The organism is Bradyrhizobium sp. HKCCYLRH2047, from assembly GCF_051168175.1.
GTDB lineage: Bacteria > Pseudomonadota > Alphaproteobacteria > Rhizobiales > Xanthobacteraceae > Bradyrhizobium.
In genome coordinates, this window is the sequence record NZ_JBNPUM010000001.1 from 49,862 (window position 1) to 65,015 (window position 15,154).

The window sequence follows — 15,154 nt, forward strand, 5'->3', positions numbered from 1 at the left end:
AGCGGAGACGCAGCATGCGCACCGATGCCCCCCCTGCACCGTGCCCCACCATGCCGCTTCGCTTTCCGCCACCTCTCGGCGGCGTCGCCGGGACCAGCTTCAAGCCGTCGCACCTGACCGCCATCCTGGCCGAGGCGCCGCAGCGCGGCTTCTTCGAGGTCCATGCCGAGAACTACATGGGCGCCGGCGGGCCGCCGCATCGTCAGCTCGAGGCGATCCGCAGGGATCATCCGCTGTCGATCCACGGCGTCTGCATGTCGATCGGCGGCCCGCAGCCGCTCGATCGCGACCACCTCGCGCGCTTCCGCAAGCTCGTCGCCCGCTATCAGCCAAGCCTGGTCTCCGAGCATCTGGCGTGGTCGACGCACGATACGACATTCTTCAACGACCTGCTGCCGTTGCCCTACACGACCGCCACGCTGGCACGGGTCTGCGACCATATCGACGAGGTGCAGAGCGCGATCCGCCGGCCGATCCTGCTGGAAAATCCGTCGACCTACGTCGCCTTTCACGACTCGACGATGAGCGAGACCGACTTCATCCGCGCCATCGTGCGCCGCACCGGCTGCGGGCTCCTGCTCGACCTCAACAACGTGTTCGTCTCCGCGATCAATCATGGCTTCTCGCCACAGCACTATCTGGCTGACTTTCCGCTCGTCGCTGTCGGCGAGATCCATCTCGCCGGTCACGCCGTGCAGGCCGACGATGAAGGCGAGCCGCTGCTGATCGACAGCCATGACGGCCCCGTCGCCTACGATGTGTGGGCCCTGTTCGCCAGCGTGATCGCGCGCAACGGTCCGATGCCGACGCTGATCGAATGGGACAGCAACATTCCGGACTGGCCGGTGCTGAAGGCAGAGGCCGCGGCCGCGCAGACGATTCTCGATGACCACGCTTCCGGCTGCTCGCAGGAGGTGCGTGATGCCGCAGCCTGAGCAGGTTTCCGACTACGCCATCCACTTCGCCGCGGCGCTGCTGACGCCGGATCGCGCGACGCCTGTCGCCGTCGGGGGTCCGCTGGCCAAGGCGGCCGGGCGTCGGTTCAACGTCTACCGCAACAACGTCACGGTCAGCCTGATCGAGTCGCTCATCGCGATCTATCCGGCGGTGCAGCGCATCACCGGCCCCGATTTCTTCCGCGCGATGGCGCGGGCGCATGTGCGCGAAACGCCGCCGACGTCGCCGCTGCTCTTTAACTATGGACGCGACTTCCCCGCCTTCATTGCAGCGTACGAGCACGCCCGAACGATGCCGTTCCTGACGGACGTCGCACAGATCGAGCGGGCCTGGCTCGACGCCTATCACGCGGCAGACGCCGCGCCGCTCGACGGCGCCACGCTGGCGACGGTGCCGCCCGAGCGGCTGCCCATGCTGCGCTTCGCCGCTCATCCCGCCACCCGCATCGTGCGCTCGGATTTCGCGGCGGTCACGATCTTCTCGGCCAACCGCGGCGATGCCCCGGTGCCGCGCATTGATGGCTCGGTTCCGGAGGACGCGCTGATCACGCGGCCCGCGCTCGACGTCGTCGTGCGTCACCTGCCACGAGGCGGCGCGATCTTCGCGAGCCTGCTGGTCGCGCGGCAGCCGCTCGACGTCGCTGCGGAAGCCGCGTTCGAGGCCGCGCCGGAGTTCGATCTCGCCGCCAACGTAGCCGGCCTGATCGAGGCCGGCGCCTTCACGGACATCACTTTCGAGGACGCATGATGACGACGGACCACTCCATGGCGCCGACCCCGACGCTGTCGCTGCCTTCCCTCGTCGGCCAGGCCGTGCGGCTGCTGCAGAGCGCGACCCCGCTCACCCTGGTCCAGCTCGTCACTCGCATTGCGCTCGCCGTGCCGTTCTGGCGCTCGGGCATTCTCAAATGGGACGGCTTTCTCAGGCTGAGCGACACCGCCGTGACCCTGTTCAGCGACGAGTTCATGCTGCATCTACCCGGCGGGCCATATCACTTTCCCATGCCGACGGTGATGGCGTTCCTGTCGGGCTGCGGCGAGGTCGGCTTCCCCGTCCTGCTCATTCTCGGCCTCGGCACCCGCTTCGCGGCGCTCGGCCTGCTGTTCATGACGTGCATCGTCGAGCTCACAGTGCCCGACGGCTGGCCAATCCATCTGACCTGGGCGGCGATGGCGCTGGGCCTCATCGCCCATGGCGGCGGAAAGATCTCGCTCGATCACGTTCTCGGCGGGCTGTTCGGCGGCGCGCACCAGGGCAGCGCCAGCCGTGGCATGTAGTAGCCGCGCCACTCGCAGACCTCCTCGGGCCCCCTGCGCTTGAGCGCCATCTTGACCGGCTCGGCCTGGCTGATGCCGACATGGAGCGCGAGCAGCGCCGCGCCGATCGGATAGGCGAAGCGGGAGAAGCGCAGGTCCGACAGACGATCGAGCAGGACCATGCCGGCGATGATGATCAGGGGATCGGTGAAGACGAAGTACTCGACCTTCAGCCCGCGGCGGACGCCGAGCGTGTCGATGCCGATGGCCGCCAGCATCAGGAGGACGGCCTGGATGGCCGCCTGCCGCTCACCGCGGCGCCAGGCGATGACGATGCCGGGGATGACCAGCCAGGTCAGGAACACCGCGGGGCGGGCCGACGATTGCAGCACGAAGGTGTAGCGCCGGATGACCCCCAGCACCCCCGATAGCAGCAGGCCGACTGCCCCGGCGAGGCTGCCGGCGGCCTCGGGCGCGTCGACATAGGTGATCATCTTCTCGAGAGGATTGAGCACGACCACGACATCGTTGATGTCGTAGCTCAGCTTCAGTGCCAGCACGCCGAGGCTTGTGCCGGCCACCGCCGCCAGCAGTGCCGCGACAGTCTCGGCCGCGCTCACCCGCCACCGCCACGCGAAGCCGACCATGCAGGCCGCGACCACGCCGAGCAGCGCGAACTGATAGATACCGAAGCGGCCGAACAGTATCGGCTTGAGCCCGGCAGCCGTTGCATTGACAGGATCGAAGCCGGCGGCGATCAGCGGCCAGGCGGCGATCGCGGCGACGATTGCCGCCACGGCTGCAACCATGACGGCCGCCCACGCGCGCGAGCTTTGCCAGAACGCCACGCTTGCGCTCGCCGCCGTCCCGAACGGCAACACCAGCACAGGAATGGCGGCGATCAGCAGGATCGCATGCACCTTGTTCTCCAGGCCGAGCATGCAGAGCAGCGCGGCGAGTCCGACGGCGAGCGGCCGCGCCAGGCTGGCGCGGCGCGCCACAGCGATCAGGATCATCAGCGCGAGGATGCAGAACGACGCCGCGATCATCTCGCTGCGCAGGATGCGCAGATGCATCTGCACGCCGCCGGAGAAGGCGAAGGCGGTGACGGCGAGCATGGCGATGCGCCAATCGGACACCAGCCGGCGCGCGGCCCAGGCAAAGGCGAGGATGATGCCGGCGGCCGTCAGCAGCGCGGCGACGCGTCCGGCATGGACGGCGCTGGTCATCGCCGCGTCGAAAGCGGCGCGGTCGGCGGGGATCGCCGACAACGTCCAGGCGTCGAGCAGGCCGAGCCGGTGCAGCAGCGCGAACCAGGTCTCGACCGAGAGGATGGTGAGATAGGCCGGGTGGTCGAAGAACACCTGCGCGCCGCCGTCGTTCATGGCGAGCGCGTTGTAGATCACCATGAAGTCCATGTCGGCATTGCGCCAATAGACGGTGAAATAGCCGGCGGTCAGGAACGACACGAGCGAGAGCAGCAGCGCGATCGCAACGCCGCCGCGCCAGCCGAACGGGGTGAGGCGGTCGAGCGCTTCGCGGCGCGGCATGTCCTTTGTCGCACAGTTCTGGCCGGCATCTTGGGAAGGGCCGTCACCGCGGATCACAAGCAGCTCCGGCGGGAACTCCAATGAAGCGCATCGGCGCCACCTCGCAGGCGTGGTCCGCGCGCGCACGCCATCCTCAGATCGCCTTGATCTTGAAGAACGCGAACACGACCATCTTCAGCAGCATCCAGCCGTGGCGAAAGCGGGAGATCTGGGTTTCGCCATAGCTGCGCGCGGCGTAGCGGATCGGCAGGTCGATCGATTTCAGGTTCAGCTTCGAGGCGCCGAAGATCAGGTCGAAATCGCCGAACGGATCGAAATCGCCGAAATAGGCCTTGCCGGCCTTGAGCCTGACATAGTCGCTGCGGCGGAGCACCTTGGTGCCGCAGAGCGTATCGGTGTAGCGCTGATTCAGGAGCCACGAGAACAGGTAGGAGAAGGTCTTGTTGGCGATGAGGTTGAGGAAGCGCATCGCGCCCTCGTCCATCGGATAGACCAGGCGCGAGCCGTTGATGAACTCGCCCTTGCCGGAACGCAGCGCCTCGAAGAATTTCGGCAATTGCTCCGGCGGCATGGTGAGGTCGGCATCGAGGATCATCAGCACGTCGCCGCGCGCGGCGTCGAACGCGGTGAACACCGCGTCGGCCTTGCCCTTGCCGGGCTGGCGCATCAGCTTGATGTCGTGATCGGGGAACGCCGCGCGCACCCGCTCCATCTCCTCATAGGTGCCGTCCTGGCTGTGGCCCTCGATGAAGATGATCTCGATGTCGTTGCAGAACGTGGCGATGCGCCGGACCGCCGGCTCGATGTTGCCGCGCTCGTTGCGCGCCGGGATCACCACCGTCGCCGATCGGACGTCGTCGCTCACGCAGCGCATCGAGCGCGACACCAGATAGTGCCGCAGCGACAGCGCGCGCAGGCCCGGCAGCACGCTGAGGAAGCGGTTGGCGAAGCGGCCCAGGCCGTAGAGCCGCAGCGGCGACAGCACGCGCTGCTCCGATTTGACGGGATCGAAATCGGCGAGGTGCGCCAGGCTGCGCAGGTCGGCCGGCGACAGCACGTTCTGCTCCGGCTGCGGCATCCGCAGGCCCAGTGCTTCCGCAGCCTTCAGCAGCGGATACCAGAGGTGCGAGAAGTAGCCGATGACGAGTCGCGTCTCGCGCGTGCACAACGGGTGCAACTGCGCGATGAACTGCTGGCAGTCGTCGAGCGAGCCGATGGTGTCGAGCACCAGTATGACATCGAACGGGCCGGTGGCGGCGGCGAGCGTGGCCGGATCCTCCGCGTCGCCCAGAATGAAGGTCAGCTCGGGATGCCGGCTGCGAGCGATCGCGATCTGCTTTTCGCTGAAGTCGATGCCGACGCCGTAGGACGGCGCGAGCGAGGCCAGCGTATCGCCGAGGCCGCAGCCGATCTCCAGCACGCGGCTGCCCGGCGGAATCAGGAAGCGCAGATAGCACGCATCCTCGCCGTGAAAGAACGCCGCCTTGTCGCGCCAGTCGGCGCGCGCATCGGCGAAATGGTTGGCATGGTCGAGGATGGCCGCCTTGCGCGGCGACAGCGCCTTCGTTGCCGGCGACAGGGTTGCGGCAACCTGCGGCCGCTCGCGTTCGTCCTGCCGGACCGCCTCGTCCAACTCCGCCACCTGATACCACCCCCGCTAGGAACTACGTCCTTCTAGGCCAGCCCGGTTGGGCGGAGTCAAGGCGGTGGCAGAGAAGTCCTCCGCTCTGTTGGCATCGTGACGCCCCTGCTCTGACGCGCGACGGAAACGAGCAGACATCCGCCGGCCACAATGAGGCCCGCGCGATCGTTCGCGCCGCATGCGTCCGATCTTTGCTTCTCATTCGCGCTCGCAACTAAGCGGGCGCGGGAAGACCGGCGACGCGGGACCGTCGTCGCGAGATTGGCGCCGGCGCCAGCGGCTGGAGCGCCGGCGCGCCGGCCTGCGCGTGGGCACGGAAGCACTTGACGAGTCCGCAGTCGCGGCTTCCCCCTCCTATCAACACAGCGATGCACCGCGATCGAGACATGCCGCCGCGCTCACCGCCCGCAGCAGAACTTGTATTTCTTGCCGCTACCGCACGGGCATGGATCATTGCGGCCGACCTTCGCGGTGGCAGCCGCCCGCTTCGGCTCCGTGACGGCGGCGCGCGCGTCACCCTCGACGAAGCGCCAGGCGCCGTCGTCGTCGCGGCGAAACTGTGAGACCTCGTGGTGCTCGATGATCTTGCCGTCTTCGCGATAGCTGGCGATGAAGCTGACGACGCCATCGGCGTCGCCGGGCTGGCCGCGGACCGACGAGACGATGCGCAGGCCGAGCCAGGTCGCGCGCGTCGCCCAATTCTTCGCCGCGACAGGGTCGAACGCAGCACGCCTGTCGGACGCGAGCGTCGCTTCGATGTAGCCGATGTCGCCGCGCGTATAGGCCGTGTAGCGCGAGCGCATCAGCGCCTCGGCGGTGGGCGGCATCGCGTCGCCAAGCAGATAGGGACCGCAACAGCGGTCGAAGGGAAGCTGTGATCCGCAGGGACAGGACATGAGGTGACGCTTAGCATCGATGCCGAGCCATGAAAACGGCGGACGGCTTGGCGTACGCCGCACCGATGTGGCCCCGCCGGGTTTGCAGCATGGCCTCGCGGCTTTTCACCGCCGTGAATTGATCGTATCGATCGGCGCACGTAGACCCGAACACCCGAGGTGTCGCGCCTTGATCGTCATCATCGCCCGGCTTGCCGCTGTCACCGCGGCACTTCTTGCGCTGCTCGCCGTTGCCGCCGTGCCAACGCAGTCCGCATCTGCCGGCGACTTCAAGTACGGTGGCGGCACCGTTCTGGACTCGCGCATCCTGCGGGCTGTCTTTGCCGAGGACCGGCTGTGGCTGCTCAGCAGTGACGGGCAGCTCTGGAGCATGACGGAAGCCGGTGAAGGGATCGACGTGGCGACGCCGGACCGCGTGATCGAGCTGTTCGTACAGCACGGACATGCGGCGATCGTGACCTGCCCAAGAGACTCCTGCACGCAATGGACACCGAACGCGCGATGGACTTTGCGCGGATGGCGAGGCAACGATTGGGAAACGACCGGTGAGATCGTAACGCACGGCGAGAACTTCGTCACCGCAATTGCCACCGGCGATACGACCACGCTGGTGACGGTAAAGCGGATGATCAATCTAGCGGGCGGCGTCCAGACCGAGACGGCGCTGAGCTGGCCGTCCTCCGTCACGTCCTCTCACATGTTCGATCCATCGCAGCCGTTAGACCGGCAGCAGCCCAAGGCACCATTCCCGTTTCCGCTCACCTATCTGTATCGGCCCGAATCAGGGCCAACGACGCCGTTGAAGGCCTGGCCGGTCGGCGCCGTCCTCGCCACCTCGAAACACATCTTCGTCGGTTATAGCGTGGGCGAGTGGGGCGGCGGGCTGAAGCGGATCGATCGGCTGACCGGCATCCTATCCGAGATCGAGGATGTCGACGGCGACCTGTGCGGCGGCAACCTGAATCCGGCGTGCGATCCGGTCAACGGCATAGCGATCATTCCATGGAGACCGGACTGCATCGCCGTCGCGATCGGCTTGATCCACATGAGTTCGCATGGGCGCATGGTGGAAGTGTGCGACAACGCCGTCCGCCCGCTCTACACCCACGAGATCCAGGCGCGTCCCGCCACGACTCCCGGCGGACCGGACGGGAGCATGTGGACGACCACGACAGCCTTCTTCGGGTTGCAGCAGACGGGCGAAGATCTGCTCGCGATGGGGCATGACGGCCTGTACCAGATCAGCCGGGGCGATACGGTTCGGCAAATCCCGTTGCCGCACTTCAAGGATGTGGATGGCGTCGCGGTGAGCTTCGACATTCCCGGCCTGGTGCTGGTGCTGACCACCGCCAATCGGCGCTTCTCGGTAAGCAGCAGCACGCCGATGCTGGTACCGCGCTAGTCAGTCCTCCTCGCCCTGGCACGCCGCGATCGGTCTCGCTTCGACGAGCGACGTTCGACTATCGCACGTCCTGCTCGGCGACTTGCGCGTCAGCCTGATCTCCCAACGCCGCTCACGCGGCGGTTGTGACTCCAAAGACGCAGGTCGCCATCGTTCACCACTGCCACTGCCGCTACACGCGCGGCGCGGTTTCGAAACCGGCGAATCCGTGTTAACCATTGGTTTAGAACATGGGTGTTGGGCGCACGGCTGACCGGCCCGGCCCCGCGCGGACCAGAACCTTCCGGGCGCCGCCTCATTACGTGGCGCTTGTGACCGCAAGCCCTCCGCATCATCGGCGGACCAGGGCGCGGGAGACGCCAACGATTTCTTCGCGCGACGCCAGCCCGGCCGCAAGAACGAAGGCCCGCTTCGAGGCGGGCCGCTGCCCGATTCCCCATCAGACGTGCACCCGATGCCGGCGCGGTCAGCGCTGCGTGCAAACGCAGCGTCGCGCCCATCACCACCGATTGGAGCAGCCCCGATGGCTGATGAGTCCGTAGTCGCATCCATCATTCCCTGGCGAGAGCCGAAGACGGCCAAGCCGCGTCCGAAGCGCGCCAAGGTCGTCAAGCCACGCCCGCGGCCCCGAGCCGACAAGGCCGAGAAAGCCAAGATGGCGGCGCTCGACGACGAGATGCTCGCGTCCGAGACGCTGATCATGCCGGACTTCCTGGACTACGTGAACGAGCCGGCGAAAGCGCCGGCCGTTGCCGAGGCGTCGCGCACGGGGGCGGCTGCCAGCGCGGCCGCCGCGGCGATCCCGGCCGCAGCGCCGCCGGCCACGATACCGCCGCGCGATGCGCCGGCCGCGACCGAGGGCGAGGTCGTGCCGGCCGCCGCGCCGATCACGCCGACGAAGCCCGCGCGCGCTGGCATCACCGCCTCGTCGGTCCTGCTGCAACTGGCCGCACTGGCGCTGGCCGCGGTCGGCATGGCCATGAACGGCTGGTTCGCCCATTCGCTCGGCTCGAACAGCACCGCGGGCTATATGTTCCTGGCTGTCGGCGTCACCGCCGACCTCGTCGCGCTGGTGATGCCGACCTGCGCCGCGCGGCTGTGGCAGGCGCGCCACCGCGCCTCGGCACTGACCGGCTGGGCGGTGTGGCTGATGACCTTCGTGTTCGCGGTCACCGCCGGCATCGGCTTCGCCTCCACCAACATCAGCGACGTCACCTTGGCGCGCGCCTCGCGCGTGACGCCCGCGGTGCAGGCGGCGCAGACCGCGCTCGCCGACGCCATGACCGCGCGCGACCGCGAGTGCAAGGGCGGCGTCGGCAAGTTCTGCCGCGAGCGCGAGGCCGCCGTTGCCGAGCGCCGGCTGGCGCTGGACGCGGCGATGTCCACGGTCAGCCAGACCGCCGATCCGCAGACCGAGGCCGCGATCAAGCTGGTGGCGTGGGTGTCGCGCGGCGTGGTGAAGCCCTCCGCCGACGACTTCGTCATGCTCCGCCTGATCCTGCTGGCGCTCCTGCCGCAGATCGGCGGCATCCTGCTGATGGTCGGGCGAAGGGTGTGAGAGTTCTTGTCGCCGCCGGCGATTGTTTCGCCGGGGTCGGCTCAGCGCCTGCTGCGGCCGCGTGAACGCTGCGGACGATGCGCGGCGCGCCACGCGCTCTCGAGCACGCTGCGCAGGCGAGCGGCATCGACGTCGGCGAGCGACACGGTGGTCCAGCCCTGATCACCCCATTTGTTGGGGACCCGGCGAAACACGCCGGGCTGCAGGCCGGCATGGTGCTCCTGCTCGTCGGGCGAGAGCAGGACATTGGCGGATGCGCCATCAGCGGCGAGGGTCGCGAAGGTCCGGTGCAGCTTGAACGCGGTGCGATCGAAGTGAGGCGCCTCGGTCGCTCCGGCGAACGACAGAGCGAGGCTGCGAAATTCGTCACCGGTCATCTCGACGCGCCCCTTGCGATCGTATTCGAAGGATATGACTAGCACCGGCCAGCGCGGTCCGCCATGCGGTGTCCCCGCCGCCCTGCACGCGAACGTGAAGACCGCCACCCCAAGCCCTTGATGCACGTCAAAACTAAACGCCATCGTTTCTATATGGCTTGTCGCAGGATGCGATCAAAGGAGAGCAAGACATGGCGGCACAGAGCACGATGCAGGTTTACTTGAACTGGGCCAGGGAGCGCCTCCATGAGATGGATGCAGCGCTGGAGTCGCTCGGCGTCAAGGCAGCCGAGGCCGAAGCAGCATCCAAAGTGACGACCGGCGAGATCATGGCGGACCTGAAGAAGCGCCGCAGCGATCTCGAGGCCCTGCTCAAGACGCAAGCCGAGGCCGGCGAAGCCGCGCTGGCCAGCGCGAAGACGGAACTGGACGCGCACTGGGCCGGATTCGAGGCGCAGATGAGTGCCTATTTCGAAGCGGCCGGCAGGCAGGCCGCGCAGCAGCAGGCGACCTTCAAGGACATTGCCGCCGCCCAGGCCAAGGCTTGGCGCGAGTCGGCCGACAGGTTTCGCGAGGCCGCGACCAAGGTGACGACGGCCGGCACCACCGACCTCGACGCCGTGCTGAAGCAGCTCAAATCCGACGCGTCGGCGGCCGGCGCCCATCTCGAGAAGCTGAAACAGACGGGCAGCGAGTCCTGGTCGGTGCTCAGTGCCGCCCTGAGCGAATCCCGCAAGGCGTTCGATCAGGCCAATCAGGCGGCCTGGAATGCGTTGAAGGGGCCGGGCGCGAAGAGCTGAGGGCAAGCCCGCAACAGCGAGAAGGCAACGACCGTTGGGGACTGAGTTCAGTTCCCGTTCGGTCGATTCCGTTGCGGGGCGCCGCTCACGCCCGGACTGATCGCGAGCGTGGTGCCGGCGGCACCTCCGGCCTCATAGGCGGCCGTCGACACCATCCGGCTCGTGCTTCGCGCCGACCGCAGCTTCAGATCGAGCTTGTCGAACTCGGCATCGACCACCGAGGTCTTGAGCACGACCAAGCCGCGGCCGGTGGTTTCGTTGGCCTGATCGCGGCTCGCCTTCATTGCCACGAGGCGGTCGGCGATCGACACCACCATGCCGAGGGCGAAGGAGGCATTGGCGAGATGCCGGTCCTGATGCCGGAACCGGCGGTACTCGGCCGAGGTCTTGTAGCGGCCGAGCTCGGCGCGCACGGCGTTGTCGATCAATTCCGCCAGATAATGCGCAACCTCGACATCCGCCGGGAGACCGAAGAACACGTAGCTCGCTTCGCCGGCCGGGTTCTTCTCGCGCCAGACCCGGCAATCGCAGAAATGCGCGATCGCGCCGATGCAGTCGTCCAGCGGAATGCGCTTCTTGCGATGGGTTTCGTAGACCTTGCGCTCGCACGCCGACGCCCGCAGCTCGAGGTCGGACAGCGACAGGTCGTGGCGATCGAGCAGTTCAGCGACCTTGGCGGCCGCGGACAGCGCCTCGTCCTCGGTGCAGCCATTGGCGATGGTTTTCGCGCGCAACGCCTGGATGCGGGCCTTGAGCCTGTCGAGGGCGACAGGATCAGCGGCGGGACGATCGAATGTCTGGCTCACCGGTCAGGCTCCAAAGAAGGCGCGGCAGGATTGCGCCGTGGACACGAGCACCCACCACAGACGCCGACGACCGACGTCGTGTGATCCCTCGTTCTCATCAATGCGCAAAGCGTCGTGCGTCCCAGGCCAGTGACATCGCAGGCGTCATTCATGGTGCTGGTGAGCCGTTGGAGGACCGCAATCGACTTGGCTCGTCATTGGCAGATGGAGCAACCGGGGACATTCGCAGACAGCACTCATCGACTGTATCTCACGGGCCTCGCGCCTTGAAAAGCCTGGCGGGGGGATGCCGAGGACCGGCGTTACGGCCGGGATTGCAGTGCGCGCAGCGCGAGCGTCCGACGCAGCAAATTGAGACTGGTGGTGAAACGCAGAGTGGTTCCAGCGTGGCGGATGCGCCGGTGCGATGGCACTATCGGAGAGCGTGCACGGGCGCATCCACGGGGAGAAGGGAGCATGCGATGAAGCAGATCAAGGGTCCCGCCATCTTTCTCGCCCAGTTCGCCGGAGATACTGCGCCTTTCAATTCGCTGGATTCGATTTGCGGATGGGCGGCCTCGCTCGGCTATGAGGGGGTTCAGATCCCCAGTTGGGACGGCCGGCTCTTCGACCTCCATAGGGCGTCCGAGTCGCAGGACTATGCCGACGAGGTGAAGGGCATTGCGGCGCGCCACGGATTGGCGATCACCGAGCTCTCGACGCATCTCCAAGGCCAGCTCGTTGCCGTTCACCCGGCCTATGATGCGGCCTTCGACGGGTTCGCGGCGCCCGAGGTTCGCGGCAATCCGCAAGCGCGGACCGATTGGGCCATAGATCAGGTCAAGCGGGCGATCCAGGCTTCACGGCGGCTCGGGCTCACCGCGCATGCGACGTTTTCCGGCGCCTTGGCGTGGCCCTACATCTATCCATGGCCGCAGCGTCCACCTGGACTCGTCGAAGCTGCGTTCGACGAACTCGCGCGGCGCTGGCGCCCCATCCTCGACCATGCGGAGGAACATGGGGTCGATCTCGCCTATGAGATCCATCCTGGCGAGGACCTGCACGACGGCGTCTCCTACGAGATGTTCCTGCAGCGGGTGGGCAATCACAAGCGCGCCAATCTGCTGTACGATCCCTCGCACTTCGTTCTGCAGCAGCTCGATTATCTCGCCTACATCGATATCTATCACGAGCGCATCAAGGCGTTTCACGTCAAGGACGCCGAGTTCAATCCGACCGGGCGCCAGGGCGTCTATGGCGGATTCCAGAGCTGGGCCGATCGGGCCGGCCGCTTCCGCTCGCTCGGGGACGGCCAGGTCGATTTCGGCGCGATCTTCTCGAAGCTGACGCAATACGGCTATGGCAGCTGGGCCGTGCTGGAATGGGAGTGCGCCATCAAGCATCCCGAACAGGGTGCGCGCGAGGGCGCCGAGTTCATCAGGAGCCATATCATCGAGGTCACAGAGAAGGCCTTTGATGATTTCGCCGGCTCCGGCGCGGACGACGTGGCGAACCGCAAGATGCTGGGCCTGTCCTGAGGGAGGAACAGATGGCCATCGACGCAAGCCACGAAGCCGGTCGCCATGCGCGCATCCGGCTGGGAATGGTCGGCGGCGGACAAGGGGCCTTCATCGGCGCCGTCCACCGCATCGCCGCACGCATCGACGACCAGTTCGAGCTGGTGGCCGGCGCGCTCGCGTCCGATTCCACCCGCGCCAAGGCCTCGGCCAAGGAGATCGGGCTTGCCGACGATCGCGCCTATGGCTCGTTCGAAGAGATGGCCAGGGCCGAAGCGGCGCGCACTGACGGCATCGAGGCGGTCGCGATCGTCACGCCGAACCACGTGCACGCCCCGGTCGCGAAAGCCTTCCTTCAGGCCGGCATCCATGTGATCTGCGACAAGCCGCTGACGACGACCTTGGCCGAGGCCGAAGAGCTGGTGGCCCTGGTCCGATCGACGGGCAAGGTGTTCGTGGTGACGCACAACTACACCGGCTATCCGATGGTGCGGCAGGCGCGGGCGATGGTCGCGAGCGGCGAGCTCGGCGACATCAGGCTGGTGCACGCCGAATATCTCCAGGACTGGCTGACCGAGCGGCTGGAGCAGAGCGATCACAAGCAGGCGGCGTGGCGCACCGACCCCGCCCGCTCCGGCCCGGGCGGCTGCATCGGCGACATCGGGACGCACGCCTACAACCTCGCCTGCTTCGTCAGCGGGCTCGAGCTCGATGAGCTGCTCGCGCAGCTGTCGACCTTCGTCCCGGGGCGTCGTCTCGACGACGACGTCCAGATCCTCCTCAGATGGAAAGGCGGCGCGAGGGGCATGCTGTGGGCGAGCCAGGTGGCGGTCGGTCATGAGAACGGCCTGACCTTGCGCGTCTCCGGCAGCAAGGGCGGCCTCGAATGGGCGCAGGAGAATCCGAACCAGCTCTGGTTCACGCCTTACGGACGGCCCAAGCAGCTCCTGACCCGCGGCGGGGCGGGCACGCTCGGCGCGGCCGCGCGCGTCACCCGCATCCCCTCCGGCCACCCCGAGGGCTATCTCGAAGGCTTTGCCACCATCTACGCCGAGGCCGCCCACGCCATCCGCGCGGCCAGGGTCGGCGAGAAGCCGGATCGCGACGTGCTCTTCCCGACCATCGAGGACGGCCTGGCCGGCGTGAAGTTCATCGATGCAGCCGTCAGATCATCGGCCGCCAAGGGCGCGTGGATCCGGATGAGTTGACGCCGACACGCCGTCCCGAAGCTTCTGGCGTTATAGGCGCTCGAACGCCAGCCGGAAGACTGCAACGGACATCTGCGAACGTTTTGCTGGCGGAGAGGGAGGGATTCGAACCCCCGATAGGCTTGCACCTATGCCGCATTTCGAGTGCGGTGCATTCAACCACTCTGCCACCTCTCCAGGCGCAAATCAGGGGCGAGCCCCCGGGTCGGGCGCCGTTCTAGGGCACGATGCGGGGAGTGACAAGGCAGCCGGTCGAAATTTTCCGGGGGCTCGCGCAGGCGCGCCATTGCGGTCCGCTCGGGGAAGCGGACCGCACGCGGCGGCTGAACGGCTGCACCGCTCGCCCCGCGCTCCGACGGCCCCAGACTGACGCGGGCCGTCGAACCCGATGGTCTGCGCAGCGCCCGTCAGCGGAACAGGTCGAAATGGTAGTTCAAGCCGACCCGCACGGAGTGGATCTTGGCCGCCCGCCAGTCCGGCAGGTCGTCGTGCTTGAGATCTGTGTAGAGATATTCGAGCTTCGCCGACCATTTCGGCTGGAACGCCCATTCGGCGCCAGCGCCCGCGGTCCAGCCCATCTTCATCTTGTGGATCGGCCCGTCCTTCAACTCGCCCGCCGCAAGACCCGCCGTACCATACAGCCACAGGCGCTGGTCGAGCACCGCGATGCCGGCGCGTGCGCGGCCGGAGGTGAGCCAGGGCATGCTGACGGCCGGATTGACGACGTCGCCCTTGCGCGAGAGGCCGGTGAATTCGAGATCGTTCTCGATGCCGACCACGAACATCGGCGAGATCTGGTAGTTGTAGCCGGCCTGCCCGCCGCCGATCACGCCGGACAGCTTGCCGCCATTGCCGCCGGCGGCGTTCGTGAAGGAGTCGTTTCCGGTGAAGGCGCCGCCGACATTGGCGCCGGCATAGAAGCCGGTCCAGGAGAACGGCGCCGGTGCGGCCGCATAGGCCGGCGCCTTGTAGGAAGTCGCCGCCAGGTCCGCCGCCTCCGCCCCGCCGCAGCCCAGCGCCGCCAGCGCCATGGCGGCCATCCCGTATCTCGCGCGTCCGATCATCATGTCCTCACACTCCATCCGGCGCGAGATTGCGCCGTCAAAATCCCACCGCATTTGGGACATTGATTTATAAACCGACTAGTCGGTTTGTAAATAGATCTGCGTGATATCGATGGCGATTTCTGCCTGCGGTCGGCGCGGC

General features: G+C 67.1%; 14 protein-coding genes and 1 tRNA gene. 8 read left to right on the forward strand and 7 right to left on the reverse strand.

All coding sequences use genetic code 11. The annotated features are described in order from the left end of the window. Window positions 1-14: 14 nt before the first annotated feature. From bufB to ACQR1D_RS00230, 3 genes are read left to right on the forward strand one after another with little or no spacing between them, the layout of a single operon-like run. The gene (bufB, locus tag ACQR1D_RS00220) at window positions 15-935 is read left to right on the forward strand and encodes an MNIO family bufferin maturase (protein ID WP_434838863.1); all 921 of its coding nucleotides are present in this window, start codon (window positions 15-17) and stop codon (window positions 933-935) included. After that, complete coding sequence (locus ACQR1D_RS00225) at window positions 922-1,704, forward strand: HvfC/BufC family peptide modification chaperone (RefSeq protein ID WP_434838862.1); 783 nt, start codon at window positions 922-924, stop codon at window positions 1,702-1,704. Before bufB ends, ACQR1D_RS00225 begins: the two co-directional genes overlap by 14 nt. Further along, a complete protein-coding gene (locus ACQR1D_RS00230) occupies window positions 1,704-2,234 on the forward strand; it encodes a DoxX family protein (protein WP_409997873.1) in 531 nt (176 codons plus the stop codon). Before ACQR1D_RS00225 ends, ACQR1D_RS00230 begins: the two co-directional genes overlap by 1 nt. Here ACQR1D_RS00230 and ACQR1D_RS00235 read toward each other — a convergent pair. From ACQR1D_RS00235 to ACQR1D_RS00245, 3 genes are all read right to left on the reverse strand, one after another. Continuing rightward, on the reverse strand, window positions 2,174-3,763 hold the full coding sequence (locus ACQR1D_RS00235; RefSeq protein ID WP_434838861.1) for a hypothetical protein: 1,590 nt from the start codon (window positions 3,761-3,763) through the stop codon (window positions 2,174-2,176). The genes ACQR1D_RS00230 and ACQR1D_RS00235 overlap by 61 nt on opposite strands. Window positions 3,764-3,896: 133 nt before the next feature. Continuing rightward, window positions 3,897-5,405: a glycosyltransferase gene (locus ACQR1D_RS00240; RefSeq protein WP_434838860.1), complete on the reverse strand. Its 1,509-nt coding sequence runs from the start codon at window positions 5,403-5,405 to the stop codon at window positions 3,897-3,899. Window positions 5,406-5,803: 398 nt separating this feature from the next. Next, entirely contained in the window at window positions 5,804-6,301 is a 498-nt protein-coding gene (locus tag ACQR1D_RS00245) for a YchJ family protein (RefSeq protein WP_434838859.1), read from the reverse strand. Window positions 6,302-6,470: 169 nt separating this feature from the next. Here ACQR1D_RS00245 and ACQR1D_RS00250 point away from each other — a divergent pair, with 169 nt between their 5' ends. After that, window positions 6,471-7,703 (forward strand): hypothetical protein, encoded by a 1,233-nt coding sequence (locus tag ACQR1D_RS00250; RefSeq protein ID WP_434838858.1) that lies wholly within the window; start codon window positions 6,471-6,473, stop codon window positions 7,701-7,703. Between the two features lie 523 nt (window positions 7,704-8,226). Further along, a complete protein-coding gene (locus tag ACQR1D_RS00255; protein WP_434838857.1) occupies window positions 8,227-9,261 on the forward strand; it encodes a hypothetical protein in 1,035 nt (344 codons plus the stop codon). A 41-nt stretch (window positions 9,262-9,302) separates the two neighbouring features. On the opposite strand, the gene ACQR1D_RS00260 is transcribed toward ACQR1D_RS00255, so the two are convergent. Then, window positions 9,303-9,638 (reverse strand): MmcQ/YjbR family DNA-binding protein, encoded by a 336-nt coding sequence (locus tag ACQR1D_RS00260; RefSeq protein ID WP_315800673.1) that lies wholly within the window; start codon window positions 9,636-9,638, stop codon window positions 9,303-9,305. Between the two features lie 191 nt (window positions 9,639-9,829). Between ACQR1D_RS00260 and ACQR1D_RS00265 the strand changes: the two genes are divergently transcribed. Further along, window positions 9,830-10,438, forward strand: a complete 609-nt coding sequence (locus ACQR1D_RS00265) for a hypothetical protein (RefSeq protein ID WP_434838896.1) — start codon at window positions 9,830-9,832, stop codon at window positions 10,436-10,438. A 47-nt stretch (window positions 10,439-10,485) separates the two neighbouring features. Here the strand turns inward: ACQR1D_RS00265 and ACQR1D_RS00270 are convergent, their stop codons facing one another. Continuing rightward, window positions 10,486-11,244, reverse strand: a complete 759-nt coding sequence (locus ACQR1D_RS00270; protein WP_434838856.1) for a DUF7168 domain-containing protein — start codon at window positions 11,242-11,244, stop codon at window positions 10,486-10,488. 461 nt (window positions 11,245-11,705) lie between these two features. On the opposite strand from ACQR1D_RS00270, the gene ACQR1D_RS00275 reads away from it, so the two are divergent. Beyond that, entirely contained in the window at window positions 11,706-12,761 is a 1,056-nt protein-coding gene (locus tag ACQR1D_RS00275) for a sugar phosphate isomerase/epimerase family protein (protein ID WP_434838855.1), read from the forward strand. Between the two features lie 11 nt (window positions 12,762-12,772). Next, window positions 12,773-13,948, forward strand: a complete 1,176-nt coding sequence (locus ACQR1D_RS00280; protein WP_434838854.1) for a Gfo/Idh/MocA family protein — start codon at window positions 12,773-12,775, stop codon at window positions 13,946-13,948. Window positions 13,949-14,035: 87 nt separating this feature from the next. On the opposite strand, the gene ACQR1D_RS00285 is transcribed toward ACQR1D_RS00280, so the two are convergent. Next, window positions 14,036-14,125: transfer RNA gene (locus ACQR1D_RS00285), tRNA-Ser, on the reverse strand. Window positions 14,126-14,355: 230 nt separating this feature from the next. Continuing rightward, window positions 14,356-15,012, reverse strand: coding sequence for an outer membrane protein (locus ACQR1D_RS00290; protein WP_409997874.1), 657 nt, complete (start codon window positions 15,010-15,012; stop codon window positions 14,356-14,358). Between the last annotated feature and the right edge of the window lie 142 nt (window positions 15,013-15,154).